Origin of the sequence: Nonomuraea sp. JJY05 (assembly GCF_043496855.1) — a bacterium.
GTDB lineage: Bacteria > Actinomycetota > Actinomycetes > Streptosporangiales > Streptosporangiaceae > Nonomuraea.
Genome location: NZ_JBIEIS010000026.1, coordinates 95,425 through 119,135 on the forward strand (window position 1 = coordinate 95,425; position 23,711 = coordinate 119,135).

17 protein-coding genes are annotated in these 23,711 nt (G+C 72.3%); 5 read left to right on the top strand and 12 right to left on the bottom strand.

Going from position 1 to position 23,711, the window contains the following annotated elements; genetic code table 11:
* Positions 1 to 4: 4 nt before the first annotated feature.
* Genes rbsD through ACFKCF_RS35480 form a run of 6 tightly spaced genes read right to left on the bottom strand, consistent with a single transcriptional unit; the run spans position 5 to position 5,809 of the window.
* Complete coding sequence (gene rbsD, locus ACFKCF_RS35455) at positions 5 to 394, bottom strand: D-ribose pyranase (RefSeq protein ID WP_394499649.1); 390 nt, start codon at positions 392 to 394, stop codon at positions 5 to 7.
* Entirely contained in the window at positions 391 to 1,344 is a 954-nt protein-coding gene (locus tag ACFKCF_RS35460) for a ribokinase (RefSeq protein WP_394499650.1), read from the bottom strand. The genes rbsD and ACFKCF_RS35460 overlap by 4 nt, the downstream gene beginning before the upstream one ends.
* Complete coding sequence (locus ACFKCF_RS35465; RefSeq protein ID WP_394499651.1) at positions 1,341 to 2,294, bottom strand: D-ribose ABC transporter substrate-binding protein; 954 nt, start codon at positions 2,292 to 2,294, stop codon at positions 1,341 to 1,343. The genes ACFKCF_RS35460 and ACFKCF_RS35465 overlap by 4 nt, the downstream gene beginning before the upstream one ends.
* Positions 2,295 to 2,335: 41 nt before the next feature.
* On the bottom strand, positions 2,336 to 3,304 hold the full coding sequence (locus ACFKCF_RS35470; protein WP_394499652.1) for an ABC transporter permease: 969 nt from the start codon (positions 3,302 to 3,304) through the stop codon (positions 2,336 to 2,338).
* The gene (locus tag ACFKCF_RS35475; RefSeq protein WP_394499653.1) at positions 3,288 to 4,796 is read right to left on the bottom strand and encodes a sugar ABC transporter ATP-binding protein; all 1,509 of its coding nucleotides are present in this window, start codon (positions 4,794 to 4,796) and stop codon (positions 3,288 to 3,290) included. The genes ACFKCF_RS35470 and ACFKCF_RS35475 overlap by 17 nt, the downstream gene beginning before the upstream one ends.
* Complete coding sequence (locus tag ACFKCF_RS35480; protein ID WP_394499654.1) at positions 4,793 to 5,809, bottom strand: LacI family DNA-binding transcriptional regulator; 1,017 nt, start codon at positions 5,807 to 5,809, stop codon at positions 4,793 to 4,795. The genes ACFKCF_RS35475 and ACFKCF_RS35480 overlap by 4 nt, the downstream gene beginning before the upstream one ends.
* Positions 5,810 to 5,909: 100 nt before the next feature.
* Here ACFKCF_RS35480 and ACFKCF_RS35485 point away from each other — a divergent pair, with 100 nt between their 5' ends.
* The gene (locus ACFKCF_RS35485; protein WP_394499655.1) at positions 5,910 to 7,715 is read left to right on the top strand and encodes a glycoside hydrolase family 2 protein; all 1,806 of its coding nucleotides are present in this window, start codon (positions 5,910 to 5,912) and stop codon (positions 7,713 to 7,715) included.
* Positions 7,716 to 7,897: 182 nt separating this feature from the next.
* On the opposite strand, the gene ACFKCF_RS35490 is transcribed toward ACFKCF_RS35485, so the two are convergent.
* The gene (locus ACFKCF_RS35490; protein ID WP_394499656.1) at positions 7,898 to 9,988 is read right to left on the bottom strand and encodes a S8 family serine peptidase; all 2,091 of its coding nucleotides are present in this window, start codon (positions 9,986 to 9,988) and stop codon (positions 7,898 to 7,900) included.
* A 519-nt stretch (positions 9,989 to 10,507) separates the two neighbouring features.
* Between ACFKCF_RS35490 and ACFKCF_RS35495 the strand changes: the two genes are divergently transcribed.
* Positions 10,508 to 15,985: a biotin carboxylase N-terminal domain-containing protein gene (locus ACFKCF_RS35495; protein ID WP_394499657.1), complete on the top strand. Its 5,478-nt coding sequence runs from the start codon at positions 10,508 to 10,510 to the stop codon at positions 15,983 to 15,985.
* 16 nt (positions 15,986 to 16,001) lie between these two features.
* Here the strand turns inward: ACFKCF_RS35495 and ACFKCF_RS35500 are convergent, their stop codons facing one another.
* Positions 16,002 to 16,388, bottom strand: coding sequence for a VOC family protein (locus tag ACFKCF_RS35500; RefSeq protein ID WP_394499658.1), 387 nt, complete (start codon positions 16,386 to 16,388; stop codon positions 16,002 to 16,004).
* 110 nt (positions 16,389 to 16,498) lie between these two features.
* On the opposite strand from ACFKCF_RS35500, the gene ACFKCF_RS35505 reads away from it, so the two are divergent.
* Both ACFKCF_RS35505 and ACFKCF_RS35510 read left to right on the top strand, forming a co-directional pair.
* The gene (locus ACFKCF_RS35505; protein WP_394499659.1) at positions 16,499 to 17,488 is read left to right on the top strand and encodes an alpha/beta hydrolase; all 990 of its coding nucleotides are present in this window, start codon (positions 16,499 to 16,501) and stop codon (positions 17,486 to 17,488) included.
* A 16-nt stretch (positions 17,489 to 17,504) separates the two neighbouring features.
* The gene (locus tag ACFKCF_RS35510; protein WP_394499660.1) at positions 17,505 to 18,236 is read left to right on the top strand and encodes a helix-turn-helix transcriptional regulator; all 732 of its coding nucleotides are present in this window, start codon (positions 17,505 to 17,507) and stop codon (positions 18,234 to 18,236) included.
* A 79-nt stretch (positions 18,237 to 18,315) separates the two neighbouring features.
* Here ACFKCF_RS35510 and ACFKCF_RS35515 read toward each other — a convergent pair whose 3' ends face one another.
* The 3 genes from ACFKCF_RS35515 to ACFKCF_RS35525 all read right to left on the bottom strand — a co-directional run bounded on the left by ACFKCF_RS35515 (position 18,316) and on the right by ACFKCF_RS35525 (position 20,808).
* Entirely contained in the window at positions 18,316 to 19,146 is an 831-nt protein-coding gene (locus ACFKCF_RS35515) for a hypothetical protein (RefSeq protein ID WP_394499661.1), read from the bottom strand.
* Between the two features lie 74 nt (positions 19,147 to 19,220).
* Positions 19,221 to 20,249, bottom strand: coding sequence for a CU044_5270 family protein (locus ACFKCF_RS35520; RefSeq protein ID WP_394499662.1), 1,029 nt, complete (start codon positions 20,247 to 20,249; stop codon positions 19,221 to 19,223).
* Positions 20,242 to 20,808 (bottom strand): RNA polymerase sigma factor, encoded by a 567-nt coding sequence (locus tag ACFKCF_RS35525; protein ID WP_394499663.1) that lies wholly within the window; start codon positions 20,806 to 20,808, stop codon positions 20,242 to 20,244. Before ACFKCF_RS35525 ends, ACFKCF_RS35520 begins: the two co-directional genes overlap by 8 nt.
* A 195-nt stretch (positions 20,809 to 21,003) precedes the next feature.
* Here ACFKCF_RS35525 and ACFKCF_RS35530 point away from each other — a divergent pair, with 195 nt between their 5' ends.
* On the top strand, positions 21,004 to 22,035 hold the full coding sequence (locus tag ACFKCF_RS35530) for a LacI family DNA-binding transcriptional regulator (RefSeq protein WP_394499664.1): 1,032 nt from the start codon (positions 21,004 to 21,006) through the stop codon (positions 22,033 to 22,035).
* Between the two features lie 25 nt (positions 22,036 to 22,060).
* Here the strand turns inward: ACFKCF_RS35530 and ACFKCF_RS35535 are convergent, their stop codons facing one another.
* Entirely contained in the window at positions 22,061 to 23,617 is a 1,557-nt protein-coding gene (locus tag ACFKCF_RS35535; protein ID WP_394499665.1) for a glycoside hydrolase family 43 protein, read from the bottom strand.
* Between the last annotated feature and the right edge of the window lie 94 nt (positions 23,618 to 23,711).

Below are 23,711 nucleotides of genomic sequence, written 5' to 3' on the forward strand. Positions count from 1 at the left end.
CGGGTCAGAAGGCCACGCCGCAGCGCAGGATGACGTTGGCGTACGGGTGCGCCTCACCGGTGCGTACCACCAGCTTGGCGGCGGCGGAGAGCTCCTTGAGCCGTTCGTGCGGCACGTACGCCGGCCCCGGCAGCCGCTCGCCGAGCAGCGCGTCGCAGGTGGGGTTGGCCGTGCGGACCTCCTCGGCCGCTGTCGCGCCCTCGACGACGATCTCGGCGAGGATGCCGTCGAGCACGTCGGCGAACGACGGGATGCCCGCCACGAACGCCAGGTCCACCACCTGCGCCCCCGCGGGCAGCGGCATGCCGCTGTCGCAGATGAGCACCTCGTCGGTGTGCCCGAGCCGCGCCAGAGCGCCCGCCAGGGCCGCATTGATCACGCCGCCGCGCTTCACAGGTCCTCCACCTCCGCCATAGTCGGGTACGAATCCTGGGCCCCCGCCCTGCGCACGGCCGCGGCCCCCACGCGGGCGGCGAACGCCGCGGCCTCCACCAGCGGTTCGCCCGCGGCCAGCCGCCAGGCCAGCGCCCCGGTGAACGCGTCGCCGGCCCCGGTGGTGTCCACGGCCGCCACGCTGGGGCTGGGCACCGTGTGGACGGCGCCGTCCTCGGCCACCACGGCCCCCTCGGCGCCCAGCGTGATGACGACCGAGCGGGGCCCGAGCGCCAGCAGCTCCTTGGCCTGCCGGTCCGGCTCGCGGGGCTCCCGGGGCTTCCGGGGCTCACGGGGCGCGCCGAGCAGCAGGGTCGCCTCGTGCTCGTTGACGACCAGAGGATCGCACAGCGCCAGCAGCTCGTCCGGCACCGGCACGGCCGGCGACAGGTTGAGCACCGCGCGGCGGGCCAGCCGGGCCGCGGCGAGCACCGCCGGCAGCGGGATCTCCATCTGCAGCGAGACGACCGGGGCCGACCGCAGCAGCGGTGCCGCGTTCAGCACGTCGCCTTCGGTGAGCCGGGCGTTGGCGCCGGGGGCGACGATGATGCTGTTGTCGCCCTGCGGCCCGACGGCGATCATGGCGATGCCGCTGGCGGCCGGCGTGTCGTGCAGGTGGCCGAGGTCCACGCCGTCGCGTTCCAGCGACTCGCGCAGCAGCCGGCCGTGCCCGTCGGCGCCGACCCGGCCGAGCAGCGCCACCCGCGCGCCGAGCCGGGCGGCGGCCACGGCCTGGTTGGCGCCCTTGCCACCGGGATGGACGGCCAGGTCCGAGCCGAGCACGGTCTCGCCCGGCGCGGGCGCGGGATGCCGTTCGACCTGGACGACCAGGTCGGCGTTGGCCGACCCCACCACCACGACGTCGAGCGGGTGGCGGGGCGCGCCGTCGTCGTGTTCGACCACGGAGCTCATGCCCCGGTGAACTCGGACAGGTTGTCCTTGACGGCGACCTTCACCGGCACGTTGGCGGTGGCCTGCAGCTGCTCGCTCTTGACGGCCTTGACCGCGTTCTGGACGGACTGCTGGCCGAGCAGGGCCGGCTGCTGGGCGATGCTGGCCGCCAGCGTGCCGGCTTCGATCGCCTTCAGCCCGTCGGGGGTGCCGTCGAAGCCGACCACCTTGACGTCCTTGCCGGCCTTGGCGCCGAGCGCCTTGATCGCGCCGAGCGCCATCTCGTCGTTCTCGGCGAACACGCCGGTGACGCCGGGGTGCGACTGCAGCAGGTTCGTCATGACGTCCAGGCCCTTGGCGCGGTCGAAGTCGGCCGGCTGCTGGGCGACGACCTTGATGCCGGGGAACGCCTTGATGCCCTCGGCGAAGCCCTGGCCGCGGTCGCGCGAGGCGGAGGTGCCGGGCACGCCCTGGAGGACGACGACCTCGCCCTTCTCGCCGATCTCCTTGGCGAGCTGCTCCGCGGCCAGCTTGCCGCCGGCCACGTTGTCGGAGGCGACGGTCTGGGCGACCTTGCCCCCGTTGACGCCGCGGTCCACGGCGATCACGGGGATGCTGGAACGTTCCGCTATCTTGACCGCCGGCGCGGCGGCGTCGGAGTCGACCGGGTTGATGATGATCGCCTTCATGCTCTGGCTGGTGAAGTTCTGCACCTGGTTGACCTGCTGGGAGGCGTCGTTCTGCGCGTCGGTGACGGTCAGCGTGACGCCCAGCTTCTTGGCCTCGGCCTCGGCGCCGGCACGCAGCTGCACGAAGTACGGGTTGTTCAGGGTCGAGATCGACATGCCGATCTTGACGTCGCCGCCGGAGGCGGCTCCCGCCGAGCCGGCGGAGGACGTGCCGGACGAGCCGCAGGCGGTCAGGCCGAGGGTCAGGGCGGCGCCCGCCGCTACGAGGGCGTGAATGCGCATGGGGTGGTACCTCACTTTTTCTTACTGGGTTTGCGGAGATGTCAGCGGCCGCTTCGGCGGCGCAGGGTGTCGAGCAGGACGGCCAGGGCGATCACCACGCCGATGACCACCTGCTGCCAGAAGGCCGAAACGGACAGCAGGTTCAGCCCGTTGCGCAGGACGGCCAGGATGAGAGCGCCGACCAGCGTGCCGAGCGCCCTGCCCTTGCCGCCCGACAGGCTCGCCCCGCCGATGACCACGGCGGCGATCGCGTCCAGCTCGTAGCCGGAGGCCGCCTGCGGCTGGGCCGAGGCGAGCCGGCTGGCCAGGACGATGCCGGCCACCGCGGCGAACGCGCCGGACAGGGCGTAGGTGATGAGCTTCTGCCTGCTGACGGCGATGCCGGACAGCCGGGCGGCCTCCTCGTTGCCGCCGATGGCGTACATCGCCCGGCCGGCGTAGGTGCGGTTGAGCACGACGGCGGCGATCACGCCCATGAGCGCCATCACCAGCACGGGCACCGGCAGGTAGCCGCCGACGGTGTCACCGAGGTGGGAGACCGCCTCCGGCATCTCGATGGGGCTGCCCTGGGAGACCACCAGGGCCAGCCCGCGCGCCACGCCCAGCATGGCGAGCGTGGCGATGAACGGCGGCAGCTTGCCGTACGCGATCAGTGCGGCGTTGACCAGCCCGCAGGCGACACCGACGGCGAGCGCGACGAGCGTGGCCAGCGGCCAGGGCAGCCCGCTGTCCGCGGCCGTCCAGGCCAGCACGATCGCCGACAGGGCGGCCACGGCGCCGACGGACAGGTCGATCCCGCTGGTGATGATGACGAACGTCGAGCCGAACGCGAGGATCGCGGTGACCGCCGCCTGGACGCCCACGTTGAGCAGGTTCGTCACGGTCAGAAAGTCGCCGGACAGCAACGACAGGGCCACGACGAGCACGACGAGCGCCGCGACCGAGCCGTTCTCGGCCAGCAGGGTCCTGGCCGTCGGCCGTACGGCCAGCACGTTAGTGGACACGAGCATCCTCCACCTCGGTGACGGCCAGCGCCATCACGGAGTCCTGGTTCGCCTCGGCGGCCTCCAGCTCGCCGACGAGCCTGCCTCTGGCCATGACGAGGATGCGGTCGCTCATCCCGAGGATCTCGGGCAGATCGCTGGAGATCATGAGGACCGCGTGGCCGGAGGCGGTGAGTGAGTTGATCAACTGGTAGATCTCGACCTTGGCGCCGACGTCGATGCCGCGCGTCGGCTCGTCGAGAATGAGCACGTTGGCGTCGGCGAGCAGCCACTTGCCGATCACGATCTTCTGCTGGTTCCCGCCCGACAGGGTGCGCACCTCCTGGCCGAGGTGGCTCATCCGCACGCCGAGCCGGGCGGCCACCCGCGCGGCGGCCTGGCGTTGGCCGGCCCGGTCGACGAACCCGCCGTGGCTGGCGCCGCGCAGGGTGACCAGGCCCAGGTTCTCGGCGATGTCGGCGCCCAGGACGAGCCCCTGGCCCTTGCGGTCCTCGGGAACCAGGCCGAGGCCGGCCTCCATGGCGGCGCGCACGTCGCCGGCGGGCAGCCGCCGGCCGCGTACCAGCACCTCGCCCGAGTCGGGGGCGTCGGCGCCGAACACCGCCCGGGCCACCTCGGTGCGGCCCGCGCCGACCAGCCCGGCCAGGCCGACGACCTCGCCGGCCCGCACCTCGAAGGACACGCCGGAGAACGCGCCGGCCCGGCTCAGGTCGCGCACCTGCAGCAGCGGCTCGCCGGCCGCGCCGGCCTGGCGCGGGTACTGCTGGTCGATGGGCCGGCCCACCATGAGCCGGATCAGCTCCTCCTCGGGGGTGCCGGCCGGTACCTGCGCCACGGAGCGGCCGTCGCGCAGCACGGTCACCCGGTCGCCGATCTGGGCGATCTCCTCCAGGTGATGGGTGATGAACACGACCGCGACGCCCCGCTCGCGCAGCTGTCCGACCAGCTCGAACAGGCGCCGCACCTCGCTGGTGGTGAGCACGGCGGTGGGCTCGTCCATGATGAGGACGCGGGCGTTCAGGGCGAGCGCCTTGGCGATCTCGACCATCTGCATCTGCGCGATGCCCAGGTCGGCGACGCGGGTGCGCGGGTCGACGCCGACGCCCACCCGGTCGAGCATGCCGCGCGCCTGCTCGTGCATGCGCCGTGTGTCGACGAAGCCGAAGCGGCGGGGCGGCCGGCCCAGGGCGAGGTTCTCGCCCACGGTCAGCTGCGGGACCAGGTTGAACTCCTGGTAGATCGTGGCGATGCCGAGCCGCTGGGCGTCGGAGGCGTTGCGGATGTCGACCGGTTCGCCGTCGACGAGGATGCGGCCGCTGTCGGGCTGGTAGGCGCCGGACAGCATCTTGATGAGCGTGCTCTTGCCGGCGCCGTTCTCGCCGAGCAGGACGTGCACCTCGCCCGCGCGCAGGTCGAAGTCGACGCCGTCGAGCGCCACCACGCCGGGGAACCTCTTGCCGAGCCCCTCAACGCGCAGGATCTCCCGTTCCTGGCTCACGAACGGCCCTCCTTCCTTGTGCCTGCCTCTCCGCAGGACTCGCGCGCCACGAGCCTGGCGGGCAGTACCACCGACTCGGCGGCCCGGCCGCTCAGCGCGTCGAGGATCACCCGCACCGCGCGCCGGCCCAGCTCCGCGGTGGGCTGGCTGATCGCGGTGATGCGTGGATGGACGTGGTTGAACCACGGCACGTCGTCGAACGAGGCCAGCGCGACGTCGCGGGGGATGTCCAGGCCGCGCTCGCTGACCTCGTCGAGCGCGCCGAGTGCCATGAGGTTGTCGCCCAGGAAGATCGCCTGCGGTGGCTCGGGCAGGTCGAGCAGCTCGGAGGTGATCCGCCGGCCGCTGCCGGCGCGGAAGTCGCCGAAGCGCACGTACTCCGGGGGGACCTCCAGGCCGTGCTCGGCCGCCGCCCGCAGGAAGGCCTCGGCCCGCTCGCGCCCGGTGGACAGGGTGCTCGGCCCGGACACGAACGCGATCCGCCGGTGCCCGAGGGCGCGCAGGTGGGCGACCAGCTCGGCGATGGCGGTACTGCCGTCGGCCCGCACCGACGGCACCTCCACGCCGATGAGCGTCCGGTCGAGGAAGACCAGCGGCCGCTCGCCCTGGCTGACCTCCTCCACCAGGGGCGTCACCTCGGCGGTGGGGCAGATCAGGAGCCCGTCGACCCGCCGCTCCAGCAGGGTGCGCACGTAGTGGTCCTGCTGGTCGGCGCGCTCGTCGGCGTTGCCGATGATCACCGTGTAGCCGGCCTCGCGGGCCTCGTCCTCCACGGCCCGCGCCAGCTCGGCGAAGAACGGGTTGAGGATGTCGCCGATGATCAGCCCGAGCGTCCTGGTGGCCTCGGTGCGCAGGGACCGCGCGACGGCGTTGGGCCGGTAGTTCAGCGCCGCCATCGCGTCGTGGACCCGGTTGCGCGTCTCCTCGGTGACGGAGGGATTGTCGTTGAGCACCCGGGAGACCGTCGCGACGGAGACGCCCGCCTGCGCGGCGACATCTTTGATTCGAGCCACCTGACCTCCATGTAATCGGTTTCATGAGGGTATGTAATCGGTTACATGATTGTGAATCGATAGGCTGTGTGATTCAGGTCACATTCTCGAAGGGTGCCAGATGCCGAGTTCCGCTCCCCATGACGTCCCCCGCCCGGAATACCCCCGCCCACAGCTGGTTCGCGAGGACTGGCTCAACCTCAACGGCCCGTGGCAGTTCGAGATCGACGCCGCGGACTCCGGCCTGGAGCGCGGCCTGCGTGAGCGCGAGCTCTCCGGGACGATCACCGTGCCCTTCGCGCCGGAGTCGGAGCTGTCCGGCCTCGGGCACACTGACTTCATGGAGGCGGTGTGGTACCGCCGCACCGTGACGATCCCCGCCGCGTGGGCGGGCCGCCGGACGCTGCTGCACTTCGGCGCTGTCGACCACGACGCCACGGTGTGGGTGAACGGCGTCGAGGTGGCCCGCCACCGCGGCGGTTTCTCCCCGTTCACGGCCGACCTGTCGGCCGTGGCGCGCCCCGGCGAGGAGATCACGATCGTGGTACGCGCACGCGACCCCCGGCACGGGCCCCAGGCGCGCGGCAAGCAGTCCACCAGGTACCAGAACTTCGAGTGCCTCTACACCCGCACCACGGGGATCTGGCAGACGGTGTGGCTGGAGCCCGTCCCCGAGGTGCACCTGCGCCGCCCGCGCATCACGCCCGACGTCGGGACCTCCTCCTTCAACGTCGTCGTCCCCCTGTCCGGCAACCGGCCGGGCAGCGCGGTCCGCGTGACCGTCTCCGACGGGGACGGCGTCGTCGCCACCGCGACCGCCCGCGCCGACGTGGACCTCGCCCCCTCCGTGCGCCTGCCGCTGGAGCGGGTACGCCTGTGGGAGCCGGGCGACGGCTTTCTCTACGGCGTCAGGATCGAGCTGCTCGACGCCGCGGGCGCCGTCACGGACGCCGCCGACAGCTACGCCGGGTTACGCTCGATCGCGATCGACGGCAAGCGCGTGCTCATCAACGGCCGCCCCGTCTTCCAGCGGCTCGTGCTCGACCAGGGCTATTACCCCGACGGCCTCATGACCGCCCCCACCGACGCCGCGCTCCTGCGGGACATCGAGCTGGCGCTGGCCGCGGGCTTCAACGGCGCGCGCCTGCACCAGAAGGTGTTCGAGGAGCGCTTCCTCTACCACGCCGACCGGCTGGGCTACCTGGTGTGGGGCGAGTTCGGCGACTGGGGCGCCTCGACCGGGCACGAGCAGCAGCCGACCGCCTCCTTCGTCACGCAGTGGCTGGAGGTCCTGGAACGCGACGTCTCGCACCCTTCGATCATCGGCTGGTGCCCGCTCAACGAGACCACCCAGGAGATCCACGACCACGTCACCCAGCTTGACGACGTCACGCGCGGCATGTTCCTGGCCACGAAGCTCGCCGACCCCACCCGCCCCGTCATCGACGCCTCGGGCTACAGCCATCGCGTGCGGGAGACGGACGTCTACGACTCGCACAACTACGAGCAGGAGCCCGGCGTGTTCGCCGCCCAGCTGGGCGGTCTGGGCAAGGACGAGCCGTTCGTCAACGGCGCACCCGACCGGCCGATCTCCGTCCCCTACCGCGGGCAGCCGTACCTCGTCAGCGAGTACGGCGGCATCTGGTGGAATCCCGAGCTCGCCGGGACCGAGCAGGACGCGGACCGCGAGAGCTCCTGGGGCTACGGCCAACGGGTGGGGGACGAGGAGGAGTTTCACACCCGCTTCGCCGGCCTGACCGGGACGCTGCTGGACGACCCGGACATGTTCGGCTACTGCTACACGCAGCTGACCGACGTGTTCCAGGAGGAGAACGGCGTCTACCGCTTCGACCGGACGGCCAAGCTCGACGTCGAGCGCGTCCGCGCCGTCCAGTCCCGGCCGGCCGCCTGCGAACGGCGGCCATGACCTCGAAGCCGGCGTCACGGTGAACAGGCGGTGAGCCGGGCGTGCGGGCGGCGGCCTCGGCGTCGACGGCCGCGCGCACGGCGTCCCAGGCGCTGGTCCTCGGTATGGGCAGGCCACCGCGCGAACGCCGATGGCCTGCCTGTGTGCTCGGGCATCACAGGCAGGCCAGGTGGATCAGCGGCTCAGAACTTGATCCACCAGCCGTCCAGGTAACCCGTGTCACCCGCGGTGACGTCCTCGACGCGTAACGTCCACGTCCCGTTCGCCGGTGAGGCGCTGCCATCCACCGGATAGGTCTCCCAGATAGCGTCGCCGTTGTCCTGGGGGTTTGGTAGGCGGAGTTTGTACACCTTGCCGTTCGGGCTGATCAGGTCGATCTTCAGATCGCCCACCCAGGTGTGGTGGATCTCCGCGTAGACCGTCGCCTTCGAGGGCGCGTTGCCCGGGAGCCAGCCTGTCACCGTGATGGGCGAGGTGACGACGCCTTTGTCCGGGATGTTGTGGTCGTCCCAGTTCTCGAAGAACGGAAAGTCCATCGACCAGCCGTCGATGAAGCCGGCGTCGGGCGCGTAGGCGTCCGTGGCACGCAGCTTCCAGGTGCCGTTCGGCGTGGTCACGGAGCTGGTGTCCACGTCGTACGTCTCGTCGATGGAATCGCTGCCGTCCGGGGACGGCTCGCGCAGCGGGAACACCTTCCCGTCCGGGCTGATCAGTTCGAGCTTCAGATCGCCCACCCAGGGGTGCTTGATGGAGACCCAGACGTGCAGCTGGACCGGCCCCTTGTCGAGGATGCCGCTCACTTGGAGCGGGGAGTCCACTTTGCCCCGATCGGGAATGGCGTGGTCGTCCAGGTTGACGAAGTACGGCGGCCAGACGCCCTTCGGATCATCCGGCGTGGGGGTAGGGGTCGGGTTCTGGGGGAGGGCGGCACTGTCCAGCTGGAGCCGCGGAGTGGTGGCGCCGGTGTAGGTGATGGCCTTGCCCTTGGTCCTCATGGCCGTTTCCAGCTTCGCGATACTCGCCTGGGGGAAGGCCTGGCGGAGCACGGCCAGCGCGCCGGTCACGTGCGGAGCGGCCATCGAGGTGCCGCTCAGCGGCGCCCACTTGTCACCGGGCACCGAGGAGATGATCGAGGTCCCGGGGGCGAAGAGGTCCAGGAGGGGGCCGCGGTTGCTGAAGGCGGACACGGTGTCGTCGTCGGTGGTGCTGCCCACCGTGATGGCCGAGGGCACGCAGGCCGGGGCGCTCACCGCGTCGCCGTACCCGTCGTTCCCGGCCGCCACCACCGTCGCCACCCCGGCCGCCAGGAGGGCGTCGATGGCGGGCTTGCGTGGATCGGCGTCACACGTCGCGGTGTAGCGGCCGCCGCCCAGGCTCAGGTTGGCGGCCACCAGCGGCGTGCCGGACTCCTTCAGCTGCAGGACCTTCTCCAGGCCCGCCATCTGGGCGCTGGTGAAGCTCAGCACACACGGCGCGGCGCCCGCCCCGCAGAAGTCCTCCGACGTGAACTTGCTGAACACCTGAATGGCGACCAGGTCGGCTCCGGGTGCGACACCGGCCGGCGGCGCTCCGGTCAGGCCCTTGCCGTCGCCGATGGCGATGCCGGCCACGTGCGTGCCGTGATCACAGTCGAGGGCGGGGTCCGCGCACGGCCCCTGTTCGGAGTCGGCCGCGCCGGGACCCTCCTGCTGAGCGGTGCCGCCGGGGCACAGGCTGGTGGCCCCGTAGTCGGCGTCGACGGGGGAGAAGCAGGCCTCTTCGAGCACCCGTCCGCCCAGGAAGGGATGGCCGGTCGCGACGCCGGTGTCCAGGACGGCCACCGCGCTGCCCTCGCCGGTCAGGCCCGCCGCCCGGGTGCGATCGCCGCCGATCAACGGGACGCTCTCGGCCAGGACCGGCGGCACCGGCCGGTCCTCCGACACGCTCACGACGCCCGGCCGGCTGGCCAGCCGGTCCAGCGCCGTCGCGTCGACGCGTAAGGTCACCATGGGGAACCGGGACAACGTCTGCAGCACCTGACCGGCGCTCGCCGCGTCGGGCAGATCGGCCCGGGTCTTGGTGACGACGTTCACTCTGATCTTGCCGGCGGCGGCGGCCCGCGCGCGTAACCCCGGCTCCATCGACGGCGCCGCCGTGGCTCGCTCGTTCACCGGCGCGGCATGAGCCGGTACGCTCGTGACCGCCGTGGCCGCCAAGGCCATGGCGACGCCGGACATGACCAACTTCTTCAGCGGTGCCGCCACGACGGCGACCGTGGACGTTAATCGGCGCAACCAGGCCTCCTTGACGAGTGATTTGATCACCTGGACAGTAAGTGATCACCAAGCACCCGACAAGGGTCTGGACAGATGTTCTGTACGGTGCTCAAATCGCATACGGAGCTGCATCTCTCGCGCCTGTCATAAACGCCGGACGGCAGTCGTTCTCCCAGGTCAGATGGCTGCAAGAATGCAGCTGCCGGGGATTTTACAACGCCTTTATAGTGGTTCTATGGCGCTTCTGTGGCGACCCCCCCGATAATTGCCGAAACGAAATTCCCGCTGATTCGCCGAAGCGCGTACGCGTCCGATCCGAAAGCTGGTGAAGCCCTGGCGATGCGCCGTGGGCGGCCCGTGGCGGAGCGGGAGCGCGTGGGGCACCTTTTGTGGGGTTTCCACAACCGAGCAGCTTCGCCATGAGCGATGCGGGCCATTGGTGTAGCGGGCGGAGATCGAGCAGGGTGTAGAAAGGTGCAGGCGGCGCTCCGGGACCCGGGCGTCGCCTTTGTGCGTGAGTAAGGGGAGGCTCAGCCGGTGTTCAGTCGTGTCGCCATCGTCAACCGTGGAGAGGCAGCGATGCGGCTCATCCACGCCGTCCGGGATCTCTGCGCAGAGACCGGGGCGCGGATCGAGACGGTGGCCCTCTACACCGACGCCGACCGCAGCGCGACCTTCGTCCGCGAGGCGGACCTCGCCTACCCGCTGGGCCCCGCCTCCGCCCGCCCGTACCTCGACCACGCCGTCCTCGAACGGGCGCTGGTGGAGACCGGGGCAGACGCCGCGTGGGTCGGCTGGGGCTTCGTCGCCGAGGATCCGGCGTTCGCCGAGCTGTGCGAGAAGATCGGCGTGACGTTCGTCGGGCCGAGCGCGGACGCGATGCGCAAGCTCGGCGACAAGATCGGCGCCAAGCTCATCGCCGAGGAGGTCGGCGTCCCCGTCGCGCCGTGGAGCCGCGGCGAGGTCGCCACCCTGGAGGACGCGCTGCGCGCCGGCGACGAGATCGGCTACCCGCTGATGCTCAAGGCGACCGCGGGCGGCGGCGGGCGCGGCATCCGCATGGTCGCCTCGAAGGAGGACCTGGCCGACGCCTACGAGCGCACCAGCCAGGAGGCGCTGCGCGCGTTCGGCTCCGGCGTGGTCTTCCTGGAGCGCCTGGTCACCGGCGCCCGCCACGTCGAGGTCCAGGTCATCGCCGACGGGCAGGGCACCGCGTGGGCGCTGGGCGTGCGGGACTGCTCGGTGCAGCGGCGCAACCAGAAGATCATCGAGGAGTCCGCCTCGCCCGTGCTGGGCATCGAGCAGACGGCCGAGCTGAAGGCCTCGGCCGAGCGGCTCGCCGTGGCGGTCGGCTACTGCGGCGCCTGCACCGTCGAGTTCCTCTACCACCCCGGCGAGAAGCTGTTCGCCTTCCTCGAGGTCAACACCCGGCTGCAGGTCGAGCACCCGATCACCGAGATCACCACCGGCACCGACCTGGTCCGGCTGCAGCTGCACGTGGCCGGCGGCGGGAAGCTGGAGGGCCCCCAGCCGGGCGAGGCCGGCCACGCCGTCGAGGCCCGGCTCAACGCCGAGGACCCCGACCGCGACTTCGCGCCCGCCCCGGGCCGCATCGCCCGCCTGGTGCTGCCCACCGGGCCCGGCATCCGCGTCGACACCGGCGTCAGCGAGGGCGACACCATCCCCGCCGACTTCGACTCGATGATCGCCAAGATCATCGCCTACGGCCGCGACCGCGAGCAGGCGCTGGGCCGGCTGCGCCGCGCGATGGCCGGCACCACGGTGATCATCGAGGGCGGCGCCACCAACAAGAGCTTCGTGCTCGACCTGCTCGACCAGCCCGAGGTGATCGACGCGAGCGCCGACACCGGCTGGATCGACCGCGTGCGCGCCAAGGGTCGCCTGGTCAGCCACCGGCACTCCGCGATCGCCCTGGCCGCCGCCGCGATCGAGGCATACCAGGACGAGGAGGAGGTCGGCCGCCGGCGGCTGCTGTCCACCGCGCACGGCGGCCGCCCGCAGGTGCAGCACGACTCTGGCCGCCCGCTGGACCTCAAGCTCCGCGGCGTCGGCTACCGGGTGAGCGTGGCCCGCGTCGGGCACCGGCGCTTCCGTGTCGGGATCTCCGGCGGCGGCGACGTGCACCCGGCGGACGTCGAGGTCGAGCGGTTCGACGAGCACAGCGGCCAGATCGTGGTCAACGGCCGCCGGTTCCGGGTGGTGTCGGCCACGCACGGGCCGATCCACCTGGTCGAGGTCGACGGTGTGACCCACCGGATCAGCCGCGACGAGGGCGGCGTCGTCCGCTCTCCCGCGCCCGCGCTGGTGGTCGCGACGCCGCTGTCGGTCGGCGACGAGGTCGAGCCGGGCGCGCCGATCCTGGTGCTGGAGAGCATGAAGATGGAGACGGTGCTGCGCGCGCCGTTCCGGGCCCGCGTCCGCGAGTGCCCGGTGTCGGTGGGCAGCCAGGTCGAGACCGGCGCGCCGCTGATGCGCCTGGAGCCCCTCGCCGACGAAGGCCCCGAAGAGGAGGCCGCGGGCGCCGTCGAGATCGACCTGCCCGCCGTGCCGTCGGACGTGTCCGCGGCCGACCGGGTCGAGCGCGGCCTGCAGGACCTGCGCGGCCTGCTGCTCGGCTTCGACGGCGACCCCTACGACCGCAAGCGGGTGCTGGCGGCCTACCTGGACGCGCGCGCCGAGCTGGGCAGGCAGCCGATCGAGGGCGAGCTCGACCTGCTCACCGTGTTCGCCGACCTGGCCGAGCTGAGCCGCAACAAGCCGGGCGGCGCGCTCGACGTCGAGCCCGGCAACCCCGTGCACAGCCCGCGCGAGTTCTTCCACAGCTACCTGCAGAGCCTCGACGTCGAGCGCGCCGGCGTCACCCAGAGCTTCCAGGCCAAGCTCACCAGGGTCCTCGCCCACTACGGCGTCCACGACCTCGACCGCACGCCGGAGCTGGAGGCCGCGGTCTTCCGGATCTTCCTGGCCCAGCAGCAGATGAGCACCGGCGTCGCGATCGTGTCGGAGCTGCTGCGCGAGTGGCTGGCCGGCGCGTCGCCGTTCGAGTCGCTCAGCGAGCGCGCGGGGCTCGCCCTGGAGCACCTGATCGAGGCCACGCAGGTGCGCTTCCCCACGGTGTCCGACCTGGCCCGCGGCGTGGTGTTCCGCTGGTTCGCCCAGCCGCTGCTGCGCCGCAACCGCGCCAAGGTCTACGCCGCGGTGCGCGACGACCTGCGCTACCTGGACGCCGACCCCGACGCGCCGGACCGCGCCGAGCGGATCCAGGCCATGGTGGCCAGCTCCGAGCCGCTGGTCCGGCTGATCGGCCAGCGGATCGGCCGGCACGGGCTGGATCACGCGCCGCTGCTGGAGGTGCTGACCCGCCGCTACTACGGCAACCGGGGGCTGTCGGAGGTCACCGCGCGCGAGGTGGCGGGCTGCCCGTTCGTCACCGCCGAGCGCACCGGCGCGGACGGCGTGACCCGCGTGGTCACCACCGCGGTCGACATCGCCGCCCTGCCCGCCGCCATCGGCGCGGTAGGCACGTTCGCCACCGACGGGGACGGCGAAGGGGTGCTGGTCGCCGACCTCTACGTCACCTGGGAGGACCAGCCGGACGCCGACGCGATGGCGGCGCGGATCGGCCGCCTCCTCGCCGAGCACTCGCGGCCCGCGGGCGTCAGCCGGGTCACCACCACCGTCGTCGGCACCAGCGGCGCCGTGATGCATCACCACTTCACCTTCCGTCCTGACGGGGCCGGCTTCGCCGAGGATCGGCTGATCCGCGGCCTGCACCCGCAGATCGCCGAGCGCCTGCAGCTGCAGCGGCTGCGCGAGTTCGACCTCACCCGGCTGCCGTCGGCCGACGAGGAGGTCTACCTGTTCAAGGCCGTGGCGCGCAGCAACCCGGCCGACGAGCGGCTCATCGCGATGGGCCAGGTCCGCGACCTGACGCCGCTGCGCGAGGCCGACGGCAGGCTGATCGCGCTGCCCGCGGTGGAGGACGCGCTCACCGCCGGCCTCGACGCCATCCGCAACATCCAGGCGCAGCGCCCCCAGAACAAGCGCTTCGACACCAACCGGATCCTGATGTACGTCTGGCCGTCGACCGAGCTGTCCACCGACGAGCTCAACATGCTGGTCCAGCGCATCCTGCCGACCACGGCGGGCGCGGGGCTGGAGGAGGTCCAGTTCGTGGCCCGCCAGCGCAACGCCGCCGGCGAGCTGGCCGAGGTGGCCGTGCGGATCACCCTCGACCCGGGCCACGGCGCGAGCCTGGACGTCGGCAAGCCGTCGACGGAGCCGGTCCAGCCGCTGGACGACTACCGCCAGAAGGTGCTGCGCGCGGCCCGGCGCGGCAACGTCTACCCGTACGAGCTGACCGGCCTGCTCGCCGGGCCCGACGGCGGTTTCGTCGAATACGACCTCGACGCCGACGGCGCGCTCGTGCCGGTCGACCGGCCCAAGGGGAAGAACTCCGCGGCGATCGTGGCCGGCGTCGTCACGACGCCGACCGAGCGCCACCCCGAAGGCGTCACCCGCGTGGTCCTGCTCGGCGACCCGACGAAGGCGCTGGGCGCCCTGTCGGAGCCCGAGTGCTCGCGGGTGATCGCCGCCCTCGACCTCGCCGAGCGGATGCGGGTCCCGCTGGAGTGGTACGCGCTGTCGGCGGGCGCGCGGATCTCGATGACCTCGGGCACCGAGAACATGGACTGGGTCGCGGCCGCGCTCAAGCGGATCGTCACGTTCACCCAGGCCGGCGGCGAGATCAACATCGTGGTCGCCGGGATCACCGTCGGCGCCCAGCCGTACTGGAACGCCGAGGCGACGATGCTCATGCACACCAAGGGCATCCTGGTGATGACGCCGGACTCGGCGATGGTGCTCACCGGCAAGCAGTCACTCGACTTCTCGGGCGGCGTGTCGGCCGAGGACAACTTCGGCATCGGCGGCTACGACCGCGTCATGGGGCCGAACGGCCAGGCCCAATACTGGGCGCCCAACCTGCCGGCCGCCCGCGACGTGCTCATGGCCCACTACGACCACACCTACGTCGTGCCCGGCGAGACGGCGCCGCGGCGGGCCGGCACGATTGACCCGGCCGACCGCGACATCTCCGAGTTCCCGCACACGATCGACGGCAGCGACTTCGCCACCGTCGGCCAGATCTTCTCCGCCGAGCACAACCCCGACCGCAAGAAGCCGTTCGACATCCGCACGGTGATGCGGGCCGTGTCCGACCAGGACCACCCGGTGCTGGAGCGCTGGGCGGGCATGGCCGACGCGGAGACGTCCGCGGTGCAGGACGTGCACATCGGCGGCTGGCCGGTCTGCCTGATCGGCATCGAGTCGCGCTCGGTGCCGCGGCGCGGCTTCCCGCCCACCGACGGCCCCGACACCTACACCGCGGGCACGCTGTTCCCGCGGTCGTCGAAGAAGACCGCGCGGGCGATCAACTCCGCGTCCGGCAACCGGCCGCTGGTGGTGCTGGCCAACCTGTCCGGGTTCGACGGCTCGCCGGAGTCGATGCGCAAGCTCCAGCTGGAGTACGGTGCGGAGATCGGCCGGGCGATCGTCAACTTCGACGGGCCGATCGTGTTCTGCGTGATCTCCCGTTACCACGGCGGCGCGTTCGTGGTGTTCTCCAAGGCGCTCAACCCGAACATGACCGTGCTCGCGCTGGAGGGATCGTTCGCCTCGGTGCTCGGCGGCGCCCCGGCGGCCGCCGTGGTGTTCTCCGGCGAGGTGAACAACCGCACCGCGACCGACCCGCGGGTGACCGAGCTGCAGGCGCGGGTCTCGGCGGCCAGCGGCGCCGAGCGGGCGGTGCTCAACGCCCAGCTCGCCGAGGTGCAGACCGCCGTCCGGGCGGAGAAGCTAGGCGAGGTCGCCGCGGAGTTCGACCGGGTGCACAGCATCCAGCGCGCGGTCGAGGTCGGCTCGGTGGACGCGATCATCCGCGCCGCCGAGCTGCGGCCGCGGATCATCGAGGCCATCGAGCGGGCGATGGCCTGACCGTCACGCCACCCCGTCAGCGGGGGTCACGGCGCAGCGGGTGGTCGGACGGGACCTCGACGAGCACGATGCGATGCCCGTCGGGGTCCTCGATCCACAGCTCGAGGAGGCCCCACGGCTCCAGCCGCGTCTCACGTGCCACCGTGGCCCCCGCCTCCCGGAGCCGTTTCTCCTCCTGCGCGACATCGCGTACCTGCAGCCACAGCGACAGCCCCGAGCCGGCCCCGTCGTCGGAGTGCCCGGAGATCTCCAGGAACCCCTGGCCGAGGAAGAAGACCACGCCCGGGTGGTCGGCGGGGCCGAACTCGCGATAGACGGCCAGGCCGAGCGTCTCGCGGTAGAAGCCGAGGCTCCGCGCGAGATCCTTCGGACGCAGCAGCACTCGATTGCTCAGCACCTCCATTCCCGACCTGTTCCCCGTCGGACCGGCGGAAACGCGGTATCACGATGTGAGCGACATCACTCGCCAACCGTGACACAACGGTGTCGCGGCAGGGCGGGACGCTGGGCCGCATGAACGTACCCACCATCAACCTGATCGGCCAGGACCCCGATGAGCTGGCCGAGACCGTCGCCGTCAACGACCGCATGGAGAAGCTGCTCGACGGCCAGGTGCCGCTGCACGTCCAGGACGACCCCGTGGCGGCCCGGGAGTTCCAGCGCACGGGCGGAGGCGGATTCCCCACCCTGCCGCTGGTTCCCGAGGCGAGCTGGCGCACCGTGACCACCTCCGACGGCGGCCGGCTCCCGCTCCGGGTCTTCCTGCCGCCGGGCGGGCGTGCGCCGGAGGGCGTGTTCCTGCACCTCCACGGCGGTGGCGGGGTGATCGGCTCGGCGGACGGGCAGGATCCGCGCCTGCGCGACGTGGCCGCCCACTGCGGGGTGGCGGTGCTCAGCGTCGGGTACCGGCTCGCCCCCGAGCACCCCTACCCCGCCGGGAACGACGACGCCGAGCAGGCGGCGCTGTGGCTGCTGGCGAACGCCGCCGCCGAGTTCGGCACGGAACGCCTGCTCGTCGGCGGCGAGTCGGCCGGGGCGCGGCTGAGCGTCACCACGCTCCTGCGGCTGCGTGACCGGCACGCCGTGGTGCCCGCCGAGGCGTTCCTGGCCGCGCAGCTCTCCTTCGGCGGCTACGACCTGGGCCATGGCACGCCGAGCAGCCGCGCGTCGGGCGATCGGAACCGGCTGATCAACCGGCCGGTCCAGGAATGGTTCTGGAGCAAGCAGTTTCCGGGACTGTCGCCCGACGAACGCCTCGATCCCGACATCTCCCCCCTCTACGCGGACCTGCGTGACCTGCCCCACGCGCGCTTCACGGTGGGAACGGCCGATCCCGTCCTCGACGACACGCTGTTCATGGCGGCCCGCTGGGCGGCAGCCGGCAACACGGCCGAGCTGGTGGTGGCGGAGGAGGGCTGGCACGGGTTCACGCTGCATCCCACGGCGCTGGCCCGGCGCGAGCTGGCGGCCCAGGAGGACTTCCTGCGCGAGCGGCTGGCCTAACCTGAGGGATGACGCCATGAACCGTACCGAACGCCTCTACGCCCTGGTGGACGAGCTGCGCGCGGCCGCGCCCCGGCCGCGCACCGTGGGCTGGCTGGCCGAGCGGTTCGGGGTGTCGCGGCGTACCGTACAGCGTGATCTGCAGGCGCTGATGGAGGCCAGGGTGCCGGTGCGCGCGGAGGCCGGGCGGCACGGCGGCTGGTTCATCGACCGCGACACCGCCCTGCCGCCGATCAACCTCACCGCGGCGGAGGCACTGGCGGTGGCCGCGGCGCTGGCCGGAGCCGAGCAGACGACGCCGTTCTCGGCCGCGGGGCCGGCCGCCATGCGGAAACTGGCCGCCGCCCTGGGCGAGTCCGACGCGGAGGAGGTGCGTGCCCTGACCGAACGCATCTACCTGCTGCCCGCCCGGATCGCCTCTGGCGTGCTCCCGGTCGTCGAGCAGGCGGTGGCCCGCCGGCGCGTCGTCTGGATCCGGTACGCCGACTCGGCGGGCCGGGAGAGCGAGCGTGAGGTCGAGCCGGGCGGGCTGCTCACCGCCTTGGGCTCGTGGTACCTGATCGGATGGTGCCGCAGCCGGCGGGCGGGGCGGGGCTTCCGCCTGGACCGCATCCTCGCCGCCGAGCTGCGGGACGAGCCCTGCCCCGCCCGTACGGTGTCGTCCCTGGACCAGGGCCTGGCCGAACGCGTCCGGCAGGCCGACACGCTGCGCTCCCTCAGCTGGGAGAGCCCACCACGCAGGTCCTGACGGCGGTCCGGGTGAGGTCGGCGGCGCGGTGGCCGCTCGATCCGGACGGGGACCCTGGTCACGGGTCCCCGTCCGGTGCTCAGAGCGCGAAGTCCAGCGCGAACTCCTGGTACACCCGCTCCTCGATCACCCGCGCCCGGGGCGCGTACGCCGGGTAGAAGGCCTTGCCGCACTCCAGGTCGGCCAGCGCCGCCTTCACCTCCTTGGCCAGATACGGCCGGGCCTGCTCGGGAGTGAGGCCCGGCAGCGCGGTGGTTCCCTTGGGGAGCGAGCCCTTGCTCTGGCTCCTGGCGACCTCGGTGGCCTCCGAGGCGAACGCGGCCCGTCCCCGGTCGGCCAGCACCGTCGGCCTGGTCTCGGCGATCTTCAGGCAGCCGCCGAACTCCTTGCCCAGCGCGGCCAGCTTCGGGTCGCTGTCGAGCTCACGCAGCTCCTTGGCCAGCGCCGAGTTCACGTCGGCGAGGAAGCCGGCCTGCGAGGTCACCGTCTTGCCCAGCACGCTCTTGACGGCCTTGGCGAAGCACCTGTCGTCCGCCGCCCGCCAGGCCTTGAGGTCCTTGGCCGACAGCGACATGAGGAGCTTGTTGTTCCTGCTCTCCCCCATGTCCCGGTCGACCGCGGGGTCACCGGGGAAGACGAGCCTGGACCAGACGCCGAAGCCGTACTTGGCGCGGTAGGCCCGCAGCGCCTCGTGGTCGCCCGCGCGCCGGGCCAGCTCCTCCTTCGTCCGGTCGCGCTTGATGACCTTCTCCGGCAGGTAGGTGAGCCCTTGCTCCTTCATGCAGCCGGCCCGCATCGACTCGATCTTGGCCTTGTTCTCGTACGCGGCCTCGGTCCCCGGCGTGGCCGTGGCCAGGCCGCCGAACGAGGTCGCGAGCAGGCCGGCGGCGACCGCCTTGGCAATGAACATGGTGATTTCCCTTCGTTATCCGGACATGCGAAACAGAGCTCCCGGCGCCAGAGGCGCCGGATCGGGGGAAGGTCTCAGCAGGGGATGCGCAGCCGCGAGGCCTTGGGCGACAGCTCCGGCAGGGCGGTGGCCAGGTCGACCGTGAGCACCGCGGTGCCCACTGCCGCCCCCTTCGGCGTGGTGTAGACGCCCTCGGACGTCTTGACCGCCACATCCCTGGTGTTGACCGTGCGTTCACCGAGGTAGCGGTAGGTCCGCCGGTCGAAGATCAGCTCGGAGCGGCGACCGCCGCCCTCGTCCATGGCCACGGCGATGCCCGGCCGGCCCGCCGCGTCCACCGCGTCGCCGATCAGATGGATTCCGTCGATCTCGGCCGCCAGCTGGAAGAGCGCCGCGCTCAGGCTCGGGCGCACCACCGACTCCGCGATCAGTTGCTTGAGCTCGGACCACCGGCGGACCGGATCTCGCCCGGCCTGGGCCGCGAGCTTCGCGCGCGCCCCTTCGACGTCGGTGGGCCAGGCGCCCAGCCGCACGTAGGCGCGCTGGCCGGGGCAGGAGGACTCGTACAGGTTGTCCTCGACGCCCTTGTCCCACAGCCACCGGGGCACCGGGTCGCCCGTGGCGGACTCCGCCCGCTCCCGGAGCAGCCAGGGCTCATCCGGGTCCGCGGGCTCCCAGCGCTCCTCGTCCGCCGTCACCAGGGGGGACAGCAGCCGCTTCGTCGACGGGTCTTGCGTGTACAGCATGCGCTGGACCCGCGTCTTCGTGTGCACGTACTGACCGGGCCCGGGCACCAGGTCCCGCTGATCGGCGGCGGCCCGGGCGGCCAGCTCAAGCACCGACTGGGCGTTGGCCGCAGGCGCGCCCGGCCCGCCCAGGGCCACCTGACCGGCGATGATCACAGCGGTGAGCGCCGTCGCCAGCACGCCGACGGCGGCCAGCCGGAAGGCGTACCGGCGCCTCGTCGGAGTGCGTGGCCGTGCGCGCCGGCCCGGCGGGGCCGCCGCCCGGGCCAGCAGCGCGACGCGGGCGGCCGCCAGGTCGCGCTCGCTGGCCTCGGGCGTGTCCGCCCACAGGCGGTCGAGCTCCGCCATCTCATCCATGATCGGTTCCTTCCAGGGCCTGGCGGACCTTCTTGCGCGCCCGGTTGAGCCGCGAGCGGACCGTCCCGACCGGGATGTCCAGCGCGACGGCCACCTCCTCGTACGTCAGCCCGACCCACGCCACCAGCAACAACGCGTCCCGGTCCCCGGTGCGAAGCCGGGCCAGCGCCGCGACCAGCGGCTGGTTGACCGCCAGCGTCGCGACGCCGTCCTCGACCAGGCCGCCGCCGATCTCCGCCGGGTCCAGGCCGCCACGCGCGTACGCCCGGTACCTGGCCAGCTCCCGGCGGCGTCGCTTGCCGATCACGTTCGAGGCGATCCCGTACAGCCAGGGCCGGGCGTCGTCCTGGCCGGGCTGATAGCGGTGCCGGTGCTCGAAGGCCGCCAGGAACGTCTCCGACACCACGTCCTCGGCCTCGCCGGCGCCCAGCCTCCGGGCGGCGTAGCGGTGCAGCGCGGGGGCGTGGCGGTCGAACAGCACGGCGAACATCTCGGGCTCCTGCCAGGACCTGCGGATCAGGTCCGGGTCGGTGGCCTCGGCCGTCGCCGGTTCTGCCATGAGACGGTCAGCTCCTTCATGCGGTGCCTTCCTCGGTGGGCACGGTCGCCTGTACTTACCGCCACAGCGCGAAAGAGTTCACGGACGATTCCGATGCCATGATCTCTTTGGGCGGGAGCGCCCGGCGGATGTGGCACCATCGAATCGGCACCGGGCAGACGGGGCCGGCACGGTGGAGGCCGGGAAGCGAAGGACATGAATCGGGCACCAGGCATGGTGGATGTGGCACGCGAGGCGGGCGTGTCGCACGTCACCGTCTCCCGCGTCCTCAACGACCACCCCTCCGTCCGCCCGGAGACCCGGGCTCGCGTCGAGGCCGCCATCGAGAAACTCGGCTACCGCCGTAACAGCGTCGCCCGCGCGCTCAAGAGCCGCCGTTCCTCGACGATCGGGGTGGTGCTCGCCGGGGCCGAGCTGTACGAGCTGCCCCGCATCCTGCGTGGCGTGCAGACGGCGGCGCGGCGGGCCGGCTACTGGGTCAACCTGGCCAGCTGGCAGGGCGGCACCACCAAAGACCTGGCCGAGACCCTGCAGCGGCTCACCGACCAGGCGGTCGAGGCCATCGCGGTCATCGCCGACCGGCCCATGGTGATGGACGCCCTGGCCGACATCGCGACCGGCGTGCCGATGACGGTGGTCATGTCCGGCAACGTGCCCAATCCGGATCTCGGCTTCGTCGAGCTCGATCAGGAGCTCGGCGCGCGGTTCGCCGTACGGCACCTGCTGGAGCTGGGGCATCGCCACATCGTTCATCTGACCGGCGCGTTGCGCACCTTCGACGCGCGGGCCCGCGTCAAGGGCTGGCGGGCCGCGCTGGAGGAGGCGCCGCACGCCGGCGGCGAGCATCTCGAGGGCGACTTCACCGGCAACAGCGGCTACCGGCTGGCCCACTACCTCGTCACCCGCCGCACCGGCGAGCCACCGACGGCCATCTTCGCCGGCAACGACCAGATGGCCATGGGGGTGCTGGCGGCCTTCGCCGAGCTCGGCGTGAAGGTGCCCGGCGACGTCTCGCTCGTCGGTTTCGACGACATCGCGGGAGCGGCCTACCAGGTGCCCGCGCTGACCACGGTCCGCCAGGACTTCGTCGCTCTCGGCGAGCGGTCGATCGAGCAGGTGCTGCGCATGATGCAGGGCGAGCCGGCCTCGTGCGAGCTGATCGCTCCCGAGCTGGTGATCCGGCGCAGCACGGCGCCGCCCCGCGGCGGACCGCTCCCGAGCTCGTGATCCGGCGCGGCACGGCGCCGCCCCGCTAGCCGGCCGTTTCGGGGTCGGGCTCGTACTCGAACCAGTGGACGCGCGCCCGTCCGTCGCTCGCGTGCCCGTTGCCGGTGGCGTAAAGGCCCAGGTAGACCCCGACGAAGCCGCCCGCGCGCTCGGTGCTGAAGAAGGACCGTTCGATCGTGGCCAGGCTGATCCACTGCGCCGCCGTGAGGTCCCTGACGCGGAAGGTGTAGCCGGCCTCGTCTCCGTCGACCGCCAGCAGCACCTCGCCGGTCGAGAGCGGGACCGAGGCCCGCCGGGTGCTGGTGCCCGCCTCCCGGACCGTCAGCACGGCCTGCGCCTTCCCGTCGCCGTCCACGGTGAGGGCGAGCGTGGCGTGGTGGTCCTGGTGCTGGAAGACGGCCAGGCCGGCCTCCTCCGACGGGCGCGCCGCGGCGAAGCCGATCCGGGTCCGCGCGCCGAAGCGGACGTGCTGCTGGCGCCGGCCTAGGAAGGCCGGTACGCCGGTGGAGCCGAGGGGTTCGGGGGAGAGGTCGATGTCGAGCCCGGACCCGTCGGCCGTGGGCCTGACGCGGTCGCCGACGGGGCCGCGCAGGCTGTTCCACTCCAGACCGCCGAAGTTCGCCCGGCCGGACGGAGCGGCGGCGTCGCCCTCGGGCTGTCCGGACGCGATCGACGGGAGGCGCTCCGACAGCCGAACGGTGCCCGATTCGGGGGCGAAGACGGGCCCGTGGGCGGTCCAGCTCACGGGCACCAGGAAGACCTCCCTGCCCAGCGTGTGGGTGCCCGCGATCGGCCGCACGCCGAGCGTCACCGCCCACCACTCGCCGACGGGGGTGTCCACCAGGTCGGCGTGGCCGACGTTGTGAATGGGCTCGCCCGGGCTGCGGTGCCGGTGGGTCAGCAGGGGGCTGCGCGGGTCGGTGACGTAGGGCCCGGTGACGGTGCCGGAACGCGCCGCGGTGACGCTGTGGTTGCTCTCGGTGCCGCCTTCCGCGGCGATCAGGTGGTACACGCCGTTGCGCTTGTACAGGTGCGGCGCCTCCACCCACGCCCCGCGTACCGCGCCCTGCCACAGCACGTGCGTGGGGCCGACGAGCTTGAGCCGGTCCAGGTCCAGCTCGCGCATCCACAACTCGCCGGGGCCGCCCTGGACCGCGTCCCGGCAGGCGGTGAGCCAGCACCGGCCGTCGTCGTCGAAGAACAGCGACGGGTCGATGCCCTCGGCCTCCAGCGGGACGGGGTCCGACCACGGCCCGGCGGGGTCGTCGGCGGTCACGACGAAGGTGAGGCTCCCCTGCCGGTTCACGGCCAGCGTGGAGACCACGTAGAAGACGCCGTCGTGGTGGCGGATGGTCGGTGCCCAGACGCCGTCGGAGACGTCCAGGCCCTCCAGCGCGAGCAGCCCGGGCCGGTCCAGCACATGCGTGAGCTGACGCCATCGCACCAGGTCACGGCTGTGGAAGAGGGGGAGTGCAGGAAAATAGGTGAATGACGAGGTGACCAGGTAGAAGTCCTCGCCGACCCGGCAGACGGACGCGTCCGGATAGCACCCGGGCAGGACCGGGTTGCGGAAAGCAGGCACGGGGGCTCCGAGAGATCTCACAAAAGGGGGGGCTTGACAGGATGACAACGTTAACATCAGGTTAGATCCCAACGCACGACCCGGCATTCCCGCC